The sequence below is a fragment of the Lysinibacillus sp. NPDC056220 genome, from assembly GCF_049315265.1.
Lineage (GTDB): Bacteria > Bacillota > Bacilli > Bacillales_A > Planococcaceae > Lysinibacillus > Lysinibacillus pinottii.
In genome coordinates, this window is sequence record NZ_JBMOXD010000013.1 from 13,668 (window position 1) to 31,444 (window position 17,777).

Genomic DNA, 17,777 nt, shown 5'->3' on the forward strand with positions numbered 1-17,777 from the left:
TAGGTACGTGTAAGTCTTGTATTCCTGTACAAACTGTATCATGCAGTTGTAAAATGGTCAGAAGATAAGGTAGAAAAGAGGAGCCTTTTTGCAAATAAAAGAAATTATTGTGGTTGAAGGAAAAGATGATACGACAGCTATTAAGCGAGCTGTACAAGCAGATACTATCGAAACAAACGGTTCTGCTATATCTGAAGAGACGCTGAAACGGATCCAGCATGCGCAGGAAAAGCGTGGAGTTATTGTATTTACTGATCCTGATTATCCAGGACGTCGAATACGTGCCATTATTGAGGAGCGTGTTAAAGGGGTCAAGCACGCATTTTTACCGAAAGCAAAAACGATTGCTAAGAATGGCAAAGGATTAGGAATTGAGCACGCTGCAGATGACGATATTCGTGAAGCGCTACGTCTTGTCTATACCCCTCATCTTGAGGAACCAAACGAAGATGATATAACACTAGAGGATTTAATGACAGCCCGTTTAATTGGACATCCCCAGTCAAAGCATAGGCGTGATCGTCTCGGTGAATTATTGAATATAGGTGCTACAAATGGTAAGCAGCTCCATAAAAGATTAAAAATGTTTCAAATTACAGAAAAGCAATTTGGTGCCGCAGTCGCACAGCTAGATCAGGAGGAAAATGATGCATAAGGATATTGCAACACCAATTCGAACGCAGGAAATTTTAAAAAAATACGGATTCTCGTTTAAAAAAAGCTTAGGACAGAACTTTTTAATTGATCCAAACATATTAAGAAATATAGTTAGTCATGCCAATCTAACAGAGAATAGTGGGGCAATTGAAGTTGGTCCAGGTATTGGGGCATTAACTGAGCATTTAGCGAGAAGTGCTAAAAAGGTCGTTTCCTTTGAAATTGATCAACGACTATTACCAGTATTAGAGGATACACTAAGTCCATACAATAATGTGTCTATTGTCCACTCTGACATATTAAAGGCTGATGTTGCTAAAGTGATTGCAGAGGAAATGCCAGGAATTGAAGATATTATGGTTGTGGCCAATTTACCGTATTACGTAACTACACCAATCCTAATGAAATTATTGAATGATCGATTACCAATCCGTGGTTTCGTTGTCATGATGCAAAAAGAAGTGGCAGATCGTATAACGGCTAAACCAGGAACGAAGGAATATGGATCATTATCAATTGCGATTCAATATTACGTGAAGGCAGACATTGCTATGACAGTCCCTAAAACGGTTTTCATGCCACAGCCTAACGTCGACTCTGCTGTAATCCGCCTTATCAAACACGATGAACCGCCAGTAAAGGTAATTAATGAGGATTTTCTATTTGTCGTGACGCGTGCCTCTTTCGTACAGCGTAGAAAAACGATTTATAATAACCTACAAGCTGGTTTACCGAATGGTAAAACCCAAAAGGACTTCATTCTAGAAGCCTTAGCTGCTGCTAATATAGAACCAACACGTCGTGGTGAAACTTTAACAATTCAAGAGTTTGGAAAATTAGCAGATGCGCTTTATCCCGTATTTGCAAAGTGAAAAATTTTGTTAACATTTTTTCTAAGATGTAAAAAAATATATATTTTTTATAAAAAATAAGTTGACAAGATTTATTAGGTGCTGATAAAATATTATATTTTGTTGACATTTTTGGGCGATTCGCTTATACTAGTTATTAGTGAGGTGTAAGCGAAAATGCCAAAAACTTTAGCGGACATTAAAAAGTCGTTGGATTGTCATTTGGGTAAACGTTTGCAATTAAAAGCAAACGGTGGTCGCAAGAAAACGGTTGAGTGTGCAGGGATATTACGTGAGACATATCGCGCCATCTTTGTAGTTGAACTCGATCAAGAAGACAATACGTGCAAGCGCGTATCGTATAGTTACACAGATATTTTAACTGAAGCAGTAGAGATTACATTTTTAGACGAAGCAAAGGCTGCTGTCGCAAAATAGTTTCTAGTACTTATTTCTATATTTTTGAAACACTCATGTATGTTAAAAACTACATGAGTGTTTTGCGTTTTCATGGGGCATACTAATGTGGTCAGTTGTTAAAGGAGGAGTTTATATGCCTAGAAAGGGTATCATGTCACCTCGATTAAAAGAAGAGATCGCAAAAGAACTTGGATTTTATGATGTTGTGCAAAAGGAAGGCTGGGGCGGCATAAAAGCTCGAGATGCTGGTAATATGGTCAAGCGTGCCATTGAAATGGCTGAGCGAGCAAGTAATGAGCAAGAGCGTAAGTAGACTATTTCTAATAAAATAGACGACTTATTAAGTTTCATTCAGCAAGGATGAAAATCCTTACTGACACAACAAATACAGCTGACGAGAGAGAACCGTTACTCTGAACAGGGTAAACGGTTCTTTTTTTCCATTTTCGTAATCTCAGTATGGTAAAATAAAATGAATAAACTTGTGCGAAAAGGAATTGTTTATATGTGTAGCTATAAGGGAGGAAGAAAGATGCTTTATGTAAAGGCGCCTGCAAAAATTAATTTAACATTAGATGTACTTTATAAAAGACCAGATAATTTTCACGAAGTTGAGATGGTTATGACAACTGTCGATTTAGCTGATCGTATCAGTCTTGAATCTCGAGAAGATGGTGTAATCCAAATAATTTCAACGGATAATTTTGTACCGAATGATCATCGTAATTTTGCTTACCAGGCAGCGCGTCTCATTAAAGATACATATGGCATTAAACAAGGTGTATCCATTACTATTGAAAAAGAAATCCCAATCGCTGCTGGGCTTGCCGGTGGTAGTAGTGATGCAGCTGCTACACTAAAGGGTCTTAATGAACTTTGGAATTTAGGGTTATCGATAGATGAATTGGCTGAACTAGGTGCTAAAATCGGTTCAGATGTATCATTTTGTGTCTATGGTGGCACGGCACTTGCCACAGGACGTGGAGAAAAAATAAAGGAAATTCCTGCGCCTCCTAACTGCTGGGTAGTATTAGCAAAACCTAAAATCGGTGTATCCACTGCTGAAGTATATGGAGGTCTTAAGGTTGAAGGACTGGAACATCCTAATACGAAGCAAATGATACAGGCTATTGAAACGAAGGATTATGAGCTGTTATGTTCATCATTAGGGAATGTTTTGGAAACTGTAACATTTAAGCTACATCCAGAAGTCATCATGTTAAAGGAACAAATGAAACGCTTTGGAGCAGATGCTACATTAATGAGCGGAAGCGGTCCTACTGTATTTGGGCTAGTGGATAGTGAGGCTCGTGTCAGTCGTATTTATAATGGTTTACGTGGTTTTTGTGAAGAAGTTTATGCAGTAAGAATATTGGGAGAGCGAAATACGCTTGCCTAGAAACGCAAATTTGTGTTAATTTTACCTATAAATATTCGTGTTTAGGAGAGGGTCGCATGAAATGGAAACGTAGTGAACGACTAGTTGATATGACGTACTATTTACTAGAACATCCACATCAGCTGATCCCGCTAACTTATTTTTCAGAACTATATCAATCTGCGAAGTCATCCATTAGTGAGGATTTAACGATTGTAAAAGAAACTTTCGAAGAAAAAGGAATCGGGTTATTGATGACAGTGCCGGGCGCTGCAGGAGGAGTGAAATATATTCCTAAAATGTCCGAGGCAGAGGTACGTTCAGTTATTCAGGATTTAAAGGCAGAGCTTGAGCATTCAGATCGCTTATTGCCTGGTGGTTACTTGTTTATGACAGACTTATTAGGGAACCCAGATTTAATTAACCGAGTAGGGAAGGTTTTTGCCTCTGCTTTTGCAGATCAACAGATTGACGTCATAATGACGGTAGCAACTAAGGGAATATCTATAGCACATGCCATTGCAAGACATTTAAATGTGCCAGTAGTTGTTGTGCGAAGAGATAGTAAAGTAACAGAAGGTTCTACAGTAAGTATTAATTATGTGTCTGGTTCTTCCAGAAGAATTCAGACAATGGTATTATCAAAAAGAAGCATGAAGAGTGGGCAACGTGTCTTGATTACCGATGATTTTATGAAAGTCGGCGGTACTATGAATGGCATGAAAAATTTATTAGAAGAGTTTGATTGTCAATTAGCTGGCATTGCAGTGCTGGTTGAGGCGGAGCATGCGGACGAAACGTTAGTAGACGATTACTATTCACTTGTAAAGCTTCATGAAGTGAACGAAAAAGATCGAACAATTGCATTAAGTGAAGGTAACTATTTTTCTAAAAGGGGACATGACAAATGAAAGTAGTAGCAACATCAAATGCACCAGCAGCAATTGGGCCATATTCACAAGGTATTAGTGTGAACGGTATATTTTATAGTTCTGGACAAATTCCATTAACAGCTACAGGTGAATTAGTCGAAGGGGATATTACTGTACAAACAAATCAGGTATTCGCTAATGTAAAAGCAGTATTAGAGGCAGCGGGAACATCTTTAGAAAATGTTGTAAAGACTACAGTGTTTATGAAGGATATGAACGACTTTGTCGCAATGAATGAAGTATATGCAAGTCACTTTGGTGAGCATAAGCCTGCTCGTTCGGCTGTAGAAGTAGCTCGACTTCCAAAGGATGTAAAAGTAGAAATCGAAGTTATTGCTATTGTTAAATAAAGAATAAATTCATGAAGCCCACTATTAAGAGCATTCGTTCTGTTTAGAGGGCTTTTTTTTATTGGTGACAAACAATTGTCAAAAATTCCGTAAATAAGAAAAAATATTATTCTCATAAGTATTCAAATTTTTTAGAAAATTTGATAGACTATAAAAAGGAAAATATTCGGTAATTAAGAATATGGTAATTTTATTTAGGCATCCAAGAGAGAGGTGGTGAGAAAATGGAAGTTACTGATGTGAGATTACGTCGGGTGCAGACGGATGGTCGCATGCGTGCGATTGCTTCCATTACACTTGACAATGAGTTTGTTGTTCACGATATTCGTGTAATTGATGGAAATACTGGGTTGTTTGTAGCCATGCCAAGTAAACGAACGCCAGATGGTGAATTTAGGGATATCGCTCATCCAATTAATTCTGACACTCGTAATAAAATTCAGGAGATTATTTTAAACGCCTATCATAACTCTAGTGAATTAGAAGAAACGGATAAAGAAGAAGAATTAGAGAGTATGGGTGTATAGTTAAAAGGTAATAACTTACTATCTTAAGAAGTTATTACAATCTAAAGTTGGTTTTATGGGTAAGAATTTTAAGAACTCTTCAAATTTGAAGAGTTCTTTTTATTTTGATAAAAAGAGAAAACCAGCAGTTTTACGATATACTTCATGACATTCGAGCAGAAGGTGCAGTGGATTTTGGAATTCATCTTTTTGTCAACTCTACATGCCTTGAAAATAGATGAATTATGCTATATAGTCATAAGAGAAAATGAGCGTATTGGAGGACTTACAGATGAGCAATATTTTTGCTGTCATTTTGGCTGCAGGTCAAGGTACACGTATGAAGTCCAAATTATATAAAGTGCTCCATCCAGTTTGTGGGAAACCGATGGTACAACATGTGGTGGATCATATTCAAACGTTAGATGTCAATCGCATTGTAACGGTTGTTGGACATGGTGCAGAAAAAGTGCAACAACAGCTTGGAGATAAAAGTGAGTATGTTCTTCAAGCCGAACAGTTAGGGACAGCACACGCTGTTCAACAAGCTGAGGGAATACTGGGGAATGAAGAAGGAACAACTTTAGTTGTGTGTGGTGATACACCGCTAATTCGCCCCGAAACTATGCAGGCTCTATTTGAGCATCATCAGGCAAAGAAGGCTAAAGCAACAATTTTAACTGCAATTGCGGAAAATCCAACTGGCTATGGACGTATTTTACGTAGCGAGAACGGGCAAGTAGAGCAAATTGTTGAACAAAAGGATGCTTCAGCAGCACAGCAATTAGTAAAAGAAATAAACACGGGCACCTACTGCTTTGATAACAAGTTGCTATTTGAAACTTTGAAATTAGTGAAGAATGACAACGCTCAGGGTGAATACTATTTACCAGATGTTATTGAAATTCTACAAAAGCAAGGTGATATTGTAGAAGCATACGTGACAGATGATTTTGAAGAAACACTTGGTGTCAATGACCGTGTTGCCTTATCACAGGCCGAGACATTAATGCGAGCTAGAATTAATGAAAAGCATATGCGTAATGGTGTGACAATTATCCACCCTGAAACGACATATATTAGCGCGGAAGCTGTTATTGGAAGTGATACTGTCATTCAACCAGGTTGTATGATAGAAGGAGCCACTGTAATCGGAGAAGATTGCAACATTGGCCCAAATAGTCAAATTGCAGATAGCCGTATTGGAGATCGTACGACGGTGCATTCTTCTGTTGTACGTGAAAGCGCTATTGCGGAAGATACAGCCATTGGACCATTTGCTCATATTCGACCACTATCAGACATCGGTAGCCATGTGAAAATTGGTAACTTTGTAGAAGTGAAGAAAAGCAAGCTAGGTAATGACACAAAAGTATCGCATTTAAGCTATATTGGTGATGCTGAAATTGGCAGTAACGTCAATGTTGGCTGCGGTTCCATTACAGTTAACTATGATGGGAAAAATAAGTTCAAAACAATTATTGAAGATGATGTATTTGTAGGATGTAATACTAACTTAGTAGCGCCAGTGAAAGTTGGAAAAGGTTCATTTATTGCAGCAGGTTCTACAATTACAAAAGAAGTACCTGAAGATGCACTTGCAATTGCTCGTGCAAGACAAGAAAACAAACCTAATTATGTAAGCAAATTAAATTCAAAATAATTATCAACTAAACAGGAGGCCATCATGCCGTATCATTATGCAAACTCACAATTAAAAATATTTTCTCTAAATTCAAATAACCCACTAGCTCAAGAAATTGCGCAAGAAATGGGTGTAGAATTAGGGAAATCTTCTGTTAAGCACTTCAGCGATGGAGAAGTTCAAATTAGCATTGAAGAAAGTATTCGTGGTTGTGATGTGTTTATCGTGCAGTCAACTTCTGCACCAGTAAACGAACATTTAATGGAGCTTTTAATTATGGTAGATGCAGTTAAACGTGCATCTGCTCGTACAGTAAACGTCGTAATGCCTTATTATGGTTATGCACGCCAAGATCGTAAAGCAAAAGCGCGTGAACCAATTACAGCTAAATTAGTGGCAAACCTACTCGAGACAGCTGGTGCAACACGAGTGATTGTATTAGATTTACATGCACCTCAAATTCAAGGTTTCTTCGATATCTTAATTGACCACTTAATGGCAGTACCATTATTATCTGATTACTTCAAATCTAAAGGTATTCCAGAAGATGAAATCGTTATTGTTTCACCAGACCATGGTGGGGTAACACGTGCTCGTAAAATGGCTGAACGATTAAAAGCACCAATTGCAATTATTGACAAGCGACGTCCAAAACCAAATGTTGCAGAAGTTATGAACATTGTGGGTAATGTTGATGGTAAAGTGGCAATCTTGATTGATGATATTATTGACACTGCAGGTACAATTACGATCGGTGCTGATGCATTACGTGCTGCGGGTGCAAAAGAAGTGTATGCTTGCTGTTCTCACCCTGTACTATCTGGCCCAGCTATCGAACGTATCGAAAACTCTTCTATTAAAGAATTAGTCGTGACAAATACAATTCAGCTTGCGGAAGATAAAAAATCTCCAAAAATTACAGAGCTTTCTGTAGCTAAATTAATGGCTGATGCAATTTCTCGCGTTTACGAAAACAAATCTGTAAGTACTCTATTCGATTAATCATCAAGATATTATATAAAGGGCAAACCTATCTTTTTAGATGGATTTGTCCTTTTTTCTTTATTTAAGCAAAGGAAAGGGTTTATTATGTGTGAATCTCCTAATAAAGGGGTATAATAGTAAATGTGTCTTCATAATATTTACACTACTTTAACTAATAGAGGTAAATATTATTATAGCCTTTAACAAAACAGTCACAAAATGAGGAGTGGCTAATTGTTGATAAGGCGTAAATAATTTTCTTGGAAGGGGAATAAAGAGGTATGAGTACAGTATTAAGTGTTACAAAGCGCGAAACTGGGCATCGTTCGACATTAACCCAACTTAGAAAAGGGGGAGCCATTCCTGCAGTTATTTACGGCTATAAGCTAGATTCAACCCCAATTTCTATTTCTGCAAAAGAATTTAAGAAATCCATTCAAAAAAATGGGCAAAACAGTGTGTTTTCACTAGATTTAGAGGGGAAAAAAGTGAATGTGGTTGTATCAGAAGTACAGCAATGTTCATTAAAAGATGAAGTTAATCATGTAGACTTTTTAGCAATTAATATGGCGGAGGAATTAGAGGTAGATGTGCCAATTAAATTAATTGGTCAGTCAGTTGGAGTGAGTGAAGGCGGTATTTTAATGCAGCCTAACTTAGAATTAAAAGTGAAGGTAAAACCAGCTGAATTACCTGATTCCATTGAAGTTGATATCTCATCATTAAAAGTAGGGGAATCTCTGACAGTGGCAGAGATTCGACATCAAACGCCTGTAGAAATTATTAGTGAAGATGATTATCTATTAGTAACGATTGTAGCTCCTGTTTCGGCAGAGCAAGAAGAAGTTTCAGCGAGTGTAGAAGAAGAGCAAGTGTAAAATAAATTATTTTTCAGGCTAGTAAGAAAGCTAAAAACTTTCTTGCTAGCTTTTTTTGTAAGTTTAATGGGATTTAGTAATTGTTCAAAATGCTTTCTAGGCATGTGGTATGGTAAAATAATGACTATTAGATTTGAAAGAAGAGAGGTACTTATGAAAATTATCGTTGGTTTAGGAAATCCGGGTAAACCGTATGAGCATACTAGACATAATATTGGTTTTGATGTGATCGATGCGTTAGCAGAAAAATGGGGGACGCCTTTAACAAATTCAAAATTTAATGGTATGTATACAACTGTTCATCGACCTGAGGGAAAGGTTCTACTTGTTAAGCCTTTAACATATATGAATTTATCAGGGGAATGTGTAGGTCCCTTAATGGATTATTTTGATATTGATGTGGAAGATCTAATTGTTATATACGATGACTTAGATTTGGAAACTGGGAAATTGCGCTTGCGTCAAAAAGGAAGTGCGGGTGGCCACAATGGCATTAAGTCCTTAATTCAACATTTAGGGACACAGGAATTTAATCGAATCCGGGTAGGTATTAGTCGCCCACCTGCTGGCATGAAGGTTGCAGATTATGTATTAGGAAAGTTTTCAAAAGAAGATCAGGTTTCTATGAATGAAGCTATTGAAAAGTCTGTAAATGCTGTAGAAGTATCTCTTTCAAAGCCGTTTCTTGATGTGATGAATCATTTTAACAAGTAAAGTCGCGGAATTTAGTTAAAATATTTGGATATAAAAGTCTAAGTTAAGCTCATGCTTATATGGATAAGTCTTTCCTATAAGCAAAAATTAATTCTCTAATTTTTAAGTTCATACAATGCTGAAGACATCAAGAAAGTGCATAATCCGATTTATAAATGTCTATACTTTAAGTAGAAAGTTGCTTAAAGGAGGATGATTTGGAGATGTCAGTTCGCTATCGATGTCGACATTGTGAAGTAGAAATAGGGACACTACCATTTGATGCAGATGATACAATTCGAAAACTACATATTTTCGAATTGGGAGAAGCCGATGATTATGTTGAGAAAGATCAGCATGGACATACGACTGTGCACTGTATTTGTGAGCAATGTGAGGATTCGCTGAGACAATATCCAGATTATCATGCACTCAATAAATGGATTCAATAATTGGAAGGATGCTTTGACACACTTCATGTGTGTTCAAGGCTTTTTCCATTTCGTAAAATGGCTAATAAATAAAAATATATAAACTAGCACTAGAATACTAGTAATGACAAATGGAATTTTATGCTGAAAGGAGCTTTTGACTGTGGAAGTTTTACGACAGCTTGTGTCGCGGGATAAACATATTACATCATTTTTACAGGATATTCAGAGCGGTCAAACTGCATCGCAGCTGATTACAGGTTTAACTGGAAGCGCACGTCCCGTTATGGTCGATGCGTTATTTGAATATGTAAAGAAGCCGATTTACATTGTTTCTCCTAATCTACTGCAGGCGCAAAGAATGGTGGATGAGCTTGCTGGACTATTAGGTGAAGAAAATGTTCACTATTACCCGGCTGACGAATTTATTGCTGCAGACCTTTCCGTGGCCTCTCCAGAATTACGAGCGGAACGAATCGCAACGCTTGATTGCTTAGCTAGAGGTGAGAAGGCTGTTTATGTAATCCCTGTTGCCGGTTTAAGAAAGATCATGCAGCCGAAGGAACATTGGCTACACTATTTTTTACAAACAACTGTGGGCGATGAAATTGAAGTGGATGCATGGCTACAAACATTAGTTGAAATGGGCTATGTACGTAATTCCATGGTGACTACACCTGGCGAATTTGCCTTACGTGGAGGCATACTTGATATTTATCCACCGTATTTAGCATCACCTATTCGTATTGAATTATTTGACACAGAAGTAGATTCTATAAGAACATTTTCGGCAGATGATCAACGTTCTATTAATAAACTACAAAAAATTCGTATACTTCCTGCCTCTGAGGTTATTCTTACAAAATCAGAAAGACAGACATTGGCAGAACGTTTAGAAAAAGCGTTAGGGGCAAGCCTAAAGAAAGTTAAAAGGCAGGAGACCAAAGAACTCCTTTATCAGCATATTCAGTATGATATTGAATTGCTACAACAAGGGAATCTTCCAGACTATGTCAATAAATATGGATCATTATTATATGATAAATCGGCTTATTTAGGCGACTATTTTGCCCAAGATGGAATTGTTCTGTTTGATGAGCTTGGACGCATCCAAGAAGTTATGGACGCTTGGGAACGTGAAGAAGAGGAATGGTTCTTATCTTTAATTGAAGAAGGGAAAATGGTTCATGATGTTAAACCAGCCTTCACATTAAAGGAAATAGTGGCCATGCTGTCGCAACAAAAGCTTTCCTTTTCATTATTCTCACGTACATTTTCGGGAATAACGTTTAATAAGACCACTAACTTTTCTTGCAAGCCAATGCAACAATTTCACGGTCAAATGGCCTTGTTACAAAGTGAGATTGAACGTTGGTTACTTGGGAAGTTTACAGTACTCATCGTAGCTAGAGATAAAGAGCGTGTGAAGCGTGTTCAGCAAATGCTAGAAGAGTATGATATCCATGCAGCGATAGGTGAGCCTACAGAGCCTGGAATTTATATTGTCGATGGAGCATTGTCAAGTGGTTTCGAATTACCACTCCAACGTATGGCCATTGTAACAGAGGATGAGCTATTTAAGCAGCAGGCAAAGAAAAAAGCACGTACGCAAAAAATGACGAATGCTGAACGTATTAAAAGCTATACGGAAATTAAACCTGGTGATTATGTTGTTCACGTTCACCACGGAATAGGGAAATACATTGGTGTAGAAACGTTAGAGGTAAATGGAACACATAAGGATTACTTGCATATTCGATATCGTGCAGACGATAAATTATATGTACCTGTCGAGCAAATAGACTTAATACAAAAATATGTGGCATCAGAGGATCGTGAACCGAAGCTACATAAATTAGGTGGCGCAGAGTGGAAAAAAGCGAAGGCCAAGGTATCATCTGCTGTACAGGATATTGCAGATGATTTAATTAAGCTTTATGCGAAGCGGGAAGCTGAAAAAGGGCATGCTTTTACACCTGATAATGATGATCAACGTAACTTCGAGGCAATGTTCGCCTATGAAGAAACTGAGGACCAGCTACGTTCTATTGTTGAAGTAAAAAGAGATATGGAGCGTGAGCGTCCTATGGATCGCCTAGTTTGTGGTGACGTAGGCTATGGTAAAACAGAAGTGGCTATCCGTGCAGCATTTAAAGCTATTCAAGATGGCAAACAGGTTGCCTTCCTTGTCCCTACGACCATTTTAGCCCAGCAGCATTATGAAACAATTCGTGAACGCTTCCAGGATTTTGCTATTAATGTGGGATTGCTATCACGCTTCAGGTCTAAGAAAGAGCAAACAGCTACATTAAAAGGGCTAAAAGAAGGGCAAGTCGATATAGTTATTGGAACACACAGAATCTTATCGAAGGATTTAATATTCCAAGACCTTGGTTTGTTAATTGTTGATGAAGAACAACGTTTTGGTGTAACGCATAAAGAAAAAATTAAGCAGTTAAAAACAAATGTCGATGTGTTAACTTTAACAGCAACACCAATTCCGAGAACACTCCATATGTCAATGGTAGGCGTCCGAGATTTGTCTGTTATTGAAACACCACCAGCCAATCGATTCCCAGTTCAAACATACGTGATGGAACATAGCGGGGCACTAGTACGAGAGGCAATCGAAAGAGAGATGGCACGTGGCGGACAAGTGTTTTACTTATATAATCGCGTAGAAGATATGGCTAGAAAAGTTGAGGAAATTCAAGTGCTTGTCCCAGAGGCACGAATAGGTCATGCACATGGGAAAATGTCAGAGACTGAATTAGAGTCAGTCATATTATCCTTTTTAGAAGGCGATTATGATGTACTTGTAACAACGACTATTATTGAGACTGGTGTAGATATTCCTAATGTCAATACTCTAATTGTTCACGATGCTGATCGAATGGGCTTAGCTCAGCTCTATCAATTGCGTGGGCGCGTTGGGCGTTCTAACCGGGTAGCCTATGCCTATTTTATGTACCAGCGTGATAAAGTATTGACAGATGTTGCCGAGCAAAGATTACAGGCCATTAAAGAATTTACGGAGTTGGGATCAGGCTTTAAAATTGCTATGCGAGACTTATCTATTCGAGGAGCTGGGAACTTACTTGGAGCCCAACAGCATGGCTTTATTGATTCAGTTGGTTTTGATTTATATTCACAGATGCTTCAAGAGGCAATTGCAGAGCGTCAAACAGGTGTGAAAAAAGAAGAAAAACCTGAGATTGAAATTTTATTAAGTGTCGATGCGTATATTCCTGATGTCTATATTCCTGATGGATACCAAAAAATTCAAATGTATAAACGTATTAAAGCAATGGATCAGGTGGAAGAGTATGGTGAAATCATGGAGGAATTAGAAGATCGATTTGGTGATCTTCCAATTGAAACAGAGCGTTTACTACGTGTAGCACGAATGAAAGTATGGGGATTAGGCGCGGGAGTCATCTCTGTAAAAGAGAAGCAGAAGCTTATAACTATATTGTTGTCTGAACAGGGGACGGCAAATGTTGATGGTAGTAAAATTATTGAAGAATCCATGAAATTTGAACGTGCTGTTGGTTTTGGTATGGATGGCATGCAATTAAAACTAACGATTGATGAGCGGAAATGCGGAAAATATCAACCCTTCGACATTTTGGAAGAGCTGATGCAAATTATTGATAAAGCAAAGAAGCTATAGTAGATGGCAGTCCTATCTTTTCAAATAAAGATAAGACTGCCTTTTTTCGTTACAATTTTAATAAATGTATTATAGAAACTTATTCCTTGGGTACTCTAATAAGGAGTTGATTGATGTAATGCAAATTTTTTTGAAAAAATTAATGGTTGTGAAATCCTTTTTCTTCAGTTTTTGCATAGATTGCTCAAATAAAAACCATACTATAGTTGAATAAAAAATTTTATTGTAGCGAAAGCGAGGCATTAGAATGAAGGCAACAGGAATTGTTCGTCGTATTGATGATTTAGGGCGTGTAGTTATTCCAAAAGAAATTCGTAGGACGCTACGTATTCGTGAAGGCGACCCGCTTGAAATTTATACGGACCGTGAAGGTGAAGTCATATTAAAAAAATATTCTCCGATTAACGATTTAGGAGAATTTGCAAGAGAATATGTTGAAACATTATATGAAACATTAGGAACACCAGCATTTGTCACAGACCGTGATGAAGTGATTGCCGTAGCAGGGATAGGTAAAAAAGAATATATCAATCGTCGTATTACGTCCTTTGCAGAAGGCTTCATGGAGGAGCGCTCTACAAAGATTGAAAAAATGGAGACATCTATTGAAATTGTTCCTGGACAATATGAGCAAGTAAAATCATATTGTGCAACACCTATTATGGTGAATGGTGACCCAATTGGCTGCATTATAGTATTGTCTAAAGTGCATTTTGTTGGTGAGGTAGAAGTAAAAGTAGTGGAAACAGCTGCAAACTTCTTAGCGAAACAAATGAATAGCTGATGCATGTAAAAGTTATTGCGATGACCTTTAAGGCCGAGTAATAACTTTTTTTGCGTACATAAATATAGGCCAATTTAGGAACAGTAGTAGTGCCTGGCGCGTCAAACTTTTAAGATATGCTATACTATTGGCATTGTTAAGAAGGAAAGAGGGCAATTTATGTCGCAACGTTTTGGTATGAAAAGCTACATGAAGGGAGCGGCCTTATTGACAATCGCTGCCCTTATCGTAAAAGTCCTTAGTGCAATTTACCGTGTACCTTTTCAAAATCTAGTTGGTGATGAAGGCTTTTATATTTATCAACAGGTATATCCAGTTATTTCAATTTTCGTTGTTTGGACATCCAGTGGCTTTGCTATAGCCATTTCAAAAATGCTTGCAGATAATGATTGCATAGTTGATACAATAGAACGTAATGAAAAAAGAAGCATGATAATGCGTGTCGTTTTCCGTTATTTGACGGTGCTCTCATTGTTGTTTTTTGCTGTCCTATTTGGGGGGGCTGATAAAATAGCCCAGTTGATGGGTGATACTCAACTAGCACCGTTGATACGTACAGGCTCTCTTGTAGTATTGGTAATGCCGGCACTTGCTATTTTGAAAGGTGGCTTCCAATCTAGAGGGATTATGGAGCCTATTGCTTATGCTCAAGTGGTTGAACAGGCGATTAGGGTAACCGTTATTTTAACAGGAACATTTGTCATTATGACTACTACAAAATCTCTATATGCTGCAGGGAAAATGGCCGTTATTGGTACAGTGGTTGGGGAAATTATCGCATTTGTATTACTTGCCTATATTTTTTCTAAACGCTTTGGTCTATTCCGTGTGCATCTTCGTCTACACAAGGCTAAAAGCTTGCCTATTATGAAAGAAGTTACATGGCTTAGCTTAAGTGTAAGTATGAGTGGCCTATTATTACTTGGCTATCAGTTAGTTGATTCCTTTACAATCTATTCGTTATTAATCGATCATGGTATGGACTCTACAGTTGCTAAAGAAACGAAGGGGATTTATGATCGTGGACAGCCGCTAGTACAATTAGGAGTTGTTATCGCATCCTCTTTATCTCTTGCAATTGTTCCACTTGTTGCTCATCTATCGAAAAAACAAGAAGGTCGAAGTGCCATTCCATTTATCCAATTAACGTACAAAGCTTCTATCTTGTTTGGATGGGCTGCTTCGTTAGGATTAATGCTTGTTATGCCGTATTTAAATGAAATGCTTTTTAAAACCAATGCATTGTCCGAAGTATTAATTGTGTATGTATTCCAAATAGTGCCTTTATCAATTATTCTTACATTTACAGCCATTTTACAAGGCTATGGAAAATTAAAGAAGCCAGCATTATTCTTAATGATAGGATTTGTGTTAAAAATTATATTAAATGTTCGTTTGATAGGCTGGCTTGGTGTATTAGGAGCAGCTATTGCAAATGATATTGGATTATTAGTAACAGCATTCTTGCTTATTGTTTATTTAAAAACAATAACTGGTATTCAATTAGCATCCAAAGAATTTTATAAAAAAGTGGGGCTCGCATCAATAAGTATGGCAGTGGTCGTATTAGTATGGCTACAGCTGGTATCGGCTTTTTTAGGCCATTTACTGTCACCACGTTCAGTGGCTGTGATCGCAGGATTTACAGCTGTAGGCTTGGGGGCGTTTGTTATGCTTACAATGATTGCGAAGAAACGAGTTTTAGTAGAAAAAGAGTGGTATTTACTGCCGTTTGGACGTAGGATGGCTGTTTACCAACTATGGTTAAATTCAAAGAAGTAGGTGGAAATATTGAATACTTTAACTATTATTGGTCTAGGTGCAGGTGATTTTAATCAGTTGCAGATGGGCGTATATAAAAAATTAAAAGCTGCAAAAAAATTTTTTGTTCGTACAGTTGATCATCCGGTACTAGAGGAATTAGCGGCAGAAGGTATAACGTTTGAAAGCTTTGACAAAGTATATGAAAAACATGACGCATTCCAGCCAGTGTATGCCGAAATTGCAGAATCACTTATAGCAGCTACCGCAATAGAGGATATTATGTACGCCGTACCAGGTCATCCATTGGTTGCCGAACAAACAGTCCAATTGCTTATAGAAGCAGCGAATGAGGGAACTTTCAATCTTGTTATAGAAGGTGGACAGAGTTTCTTGGATCCTATATTTGGTGCATTGAAAATTGATCCGATTGAAGGTTTTCAATTGCTAGATGGCACTAGCTTTTCCATGCATGACATTAATATGCGTCAGCATATCTTAATTGCCCAAGTGTACGATACATTTAGTGCTTCAGAAGTAAAGCTAACTTTGATGGAGAAATATGATGACGAGTACCCAGTGACAGTAGTGACGGCTGCGGGATCTTCGGAAGAAAAAATTGTTACTGTACCACTCTATGAGCTCGATCAAAGTGTGGAGGTTAATAATTTAACAACAGTCTATGTGCCACCTGTAAATTCACAGGAAGAGGCTTTAAGAGATTGGACAACATTCCGTACGATTATTGCAACATTAAGAGGTCCGAATGGCTGTCCATGGGACCAAAAGCAAACTCACGAGTCCTTAAAAAAATATTTACTCGAAGAAGCACATGAATATTTAGCTGCAGTAGACGCTGAAGACGATTTTGCAATGATTGAGGAACTTGGTGATGTGCTCTTACAGGTGTTTTTACATGCACAAATAGGTGAAGATCAAGGTTACTTTACGCTTGAAGATGTTTTAGCTTCTATTAGTGAGAAGATGATTCGTCGCCATCCACATGTCTTTGGAGATGTTGCAGTGGAAGATGCTGATGGTGTTGTAGCCAATTGGGAGGCTATAAAGGCTGAAGAAAAGGGTATGACTGATAAACCACTATTAGACGGGGAGTATAGGGCGTCCTCGGCGCTACAGACAGCCTTTAATTATCAAAATAGAGCTGCCAAAGTAGGCTTTGACTGGCCGGATGTAGAAGGTGCATGGGATAAGTTTGCGGAGGAGTGGCAGGAATTTCGCCATGAAGTGACGAATGGCTCTAGTATATCCAGACTTGATGAATTAGGAGACGTATTATTTACATTAGTGAACTTAGCACGTTTCTATAAATTATCTCCAGAAGAGGCAATCCTGCATGCCAATGAAAAGTTTGCTAGACGATTTGGCTATGTGGAAGCTCAAGTAAAGGCAAGTGGAAAATCATTTGCTGACTTTACTTTAGATCAATTAGATAGGTTCTGGAATGAAGCGAAGCAACTAGAAAGGGAGAAAGAACTATGAGATTAGATAAATTTTTAAAAGTTTCACGTTTAATCAAACGTCGTACTTTAGCTAAAGAGGTGGCAGATCAGGGGCGTATCACTATCAATGAGAAGGTAGCGAAAGCAAGCAGTTCAGTAAAAGCTGGAGATGAACTGGCCATCCGATTTGGTCAAAAAATAGTAACAGCACGTGTAGAAGAAATACGTGAGACAGTGAAAAAAGAAGATGCAGCCAAAATGTTTACCATTTTGAAAGAAGAGAGACTAGAAAAAATTGAACCTGAATTTATAGATGATGAAGAATAAATTTCTTTTTTAACCTCCTAATGTTGTTCCTGCTTCCATTTATGGAT

Annotated in this window: 18 protein-coding genes; all 18 read left to right on the forward strand. The window is 37.8% G+C overall.

Annotated elements, in window-relative coordinates; all coding sequences use genetic code 11:
• Positions 1-88 precede the first annotated feature (88 nt).
• A complete protein-coding gene (rnmV, locus tag ACOZBY_RS21175; RefSeq protein ID WP_012291873.1) occupies positions 89-655 on the forward strand; it encodes a ribonuclease M5 in 567 nt (188 codons plus the stop codon).
• A complete protein-coding gene (gene rsmA, locus ACOZBY_RS21180; RefSeq protein ID WP_031416101.1) occupies positions 648-1,529 on the forward strand; it encodes a 16S rRNA (adenine(1518)-N(6)/adenine(1519)-N(6))-dimethyltransferase RsmA in 882 nt (293 codons plus the stop codon). The genes rnmV and rsmA overlap by 8 nt, the downstream gene beginning before the upstream one ends.
• 156 nt (positions 1,530-1,685) lie before the next feature.
• The gene (gene veg, locus ACOZBY_RS21185; protein WP_004229199.1) at positions 1,686-1,946 is read left to right on the forward strand and encodes a biofilm formation stimulator Veg; all 261 of its coding nucleotides are present in this window, start codon (positions 1,686-1,688) and stop codon (positions 1,944-1,946) included.
• 115 nt (positions 1,947-2,061) lie between these two features.
• Complete coding sequence (locus ACOZBY_RS21190; RefSeq protein ID WP_025116349.1) at positions 2,062-2,241, forward strand: small, acid-soluble spore protein, alpha/beta type; 180 nt, start codon at positions 2,062-2,064, stop codon at positions 2,239-2,241.
• 219 nt (positions 2,242-2,460) lie between these two features.
• Positions 2,461-3,327 (forward strand): 4-(cytidine 5'-diphospho)-2-C-methyl-D-erythritol kinase, encoded by an 867-nt coding sequence (ispE, locus tag ACOZBY_RS21195; protein WP_031416102.1) that lies wholly within the window; start codon positions 2,461-2,463, stop codon positions 3,325-3,327.
• 56 nt (positions 3,328-3,383) lie between these two features.
• On the forward strand, positions 3,384-4,217 hold the full coding sequence (gene purR / locus ACOZBY_RS21200; protein WP_012291877.1) for a pur operon repressor: 834 nt from the start codon (positions 3,384-3,386) through the stop codon (positions 4,215-4,217).
• Positions 4,214-4,588 (forward strand): RidA family protein, encoded by a 375-nt coding sequence (locus tag ACOZBY_RS21205; RefSeq protein WP_012291878.1) that lies wholly within the window; start codon positions 4,214-4,216, stop codon positions 4,586-4,588. The genes purR and ACOZBY_RS21205 overlap by 4 nt, the downstream gene beginning before the upstream one ends.
• Positions 4,589-4,812: 224 nt before the next feature.
• Positions 4,813-5,115 carry a septation regulator SpoVG gene (gene spoVG, locus ACOZBY_RS21210; RefSeq protein ID WP_031416105.1) on the forward strand — a complete coding sequence of 101 codons (303 nt, stop codon included), beginning with the start codon at positions 4,813-4,815 and terminating at the stop codon, positions 5,113-5,115.
• Positions 5,116-5,386: 271 nt separating this feature from the next.
• Complete coding sequence (glmU, locus tag ACOZBY_RS21215; RefSeq protein ID WP_422762657.1) at positions 5,387-6,757, forward strand: bifunctional UDP-N-acetylglucosamine diphosphorylase/glucosamine-1-phosphate N-acetyltransferase GlmU; 1,371 nt, start codon at positions 5,387-5,389, stop codon at positions 6,755-6,757.
• Between the two features lie 24 nt (positions 6,758-6,781).
• Positions 6,782-7,741 (forward strand): ribose-phosphate diphosphokinase, encoded by a 960-nt coding sequence (locus ACOZBY_RS21220; protein ID WP_012291882.1) that lies wholly within the window; start codon positions 6,782-6,784, stop codon positions 7,739-7,741.
• A gap of 263 nt (positions 7,742-8,004) precedes the next feature.
• Positions 8,005-8,601 (forward strand): 50S ribosomal protein L25/general stress protein Ctc, encoded by a 597-nt coding sequence (locus ACOZBY_RS21225; protein ID WP_012291883.1) that lies wholly within the window; start codon positions 8,005-8,007, stop codon positions 8,599-8,601.
• A gap of 153 nt (positions 8,602-8,754) precedes the next feature.
• Positions 8,755-9,315, forward strand: a complete 561-nt coding sequence (gene pth, locus ACOZBY_RS21230) for an aminoacyl-tRNA hydrolase (protein WP_031416108.1) — start codon at positions 8,755-8,757, stop codon at positions 9,313-9,315.
• Between the two features lie 203 nt (positions 9,316-9,518).
• Complete coding sequence (locus ACOZBY_RS21235; RefSeq protein WP_008180264.1) at positions 9,519-9,746, forward strand: anti-sigma-F factor Fin; 228 nt, start codon at positions 9,519-9,521, stop codon at positions 9,744-9,746.
• A gap of 142 nt (positions 9,747-9,888) precedes the next feature.
• A complete protein-coding gene (gene mfd / locus ACOZBY_RS21240) occupies positions 9,889-13,398 on the forward strand; it encodes a transcription-repair coupling factor (protein WP_012291885.1) in 3,510 nt (1,169 codons plus the stop codon).
• Between the two features lie 247 nt (positions 13,399-13,645).
• The gene (gene spoVT / locus ACOZBY_RS21245; RefSeq protein WP_012291886.1) at positions 13,646-14,182 is read left to right on the forward strand and encodes a stage V sporulation protein T; all 537 of its coding nucleotides are present in this window, start codon (positions 13,646-13,648) and stop codon (positions 14,180-14,182) included.
• A 159-nt stretch (positions 14,183-14,341) separates the two neighbouring features.
• Complete coding sequence (locus ACOZBY_RS21250; RefSeq protein WP_012291887.1) at positions 14,342-15,964, forward strand: putative polysaccharide biosynthesis protein; 1,623 nt, start codon at positions 14,342-14,344, stop codon at positions 15,962-15,964.
• A gap of 9 nt (positions 15,965-15,973) precedes the next feature.
• Entirely contained in the window at positions 15,974-17,443 is a 1,470-nt protein-coding gene (gene mazG / locus ACOZBY_RS21255) for a nucleoside triphosphate pyrophosphohydrolase (protein WP_198695908.1), read from the forward strand.
• On the forward strand, positions 17,440-17,730 hold the full coding sequence (locus ACOZBY_RS21260; protein WP_008180273.1) for an RNA-binding S4 domain-containing protein: 291 nt from the start codon (positions 17,440-17,442) through the stop codon (positions 17,728-17,730). Before mazG ends, ACOZBY_RS21260 begins: the two co-directional genes overlap by 4 nt.
• Positions 17,731-17,777: the final 47 nt, after the last annotated feature.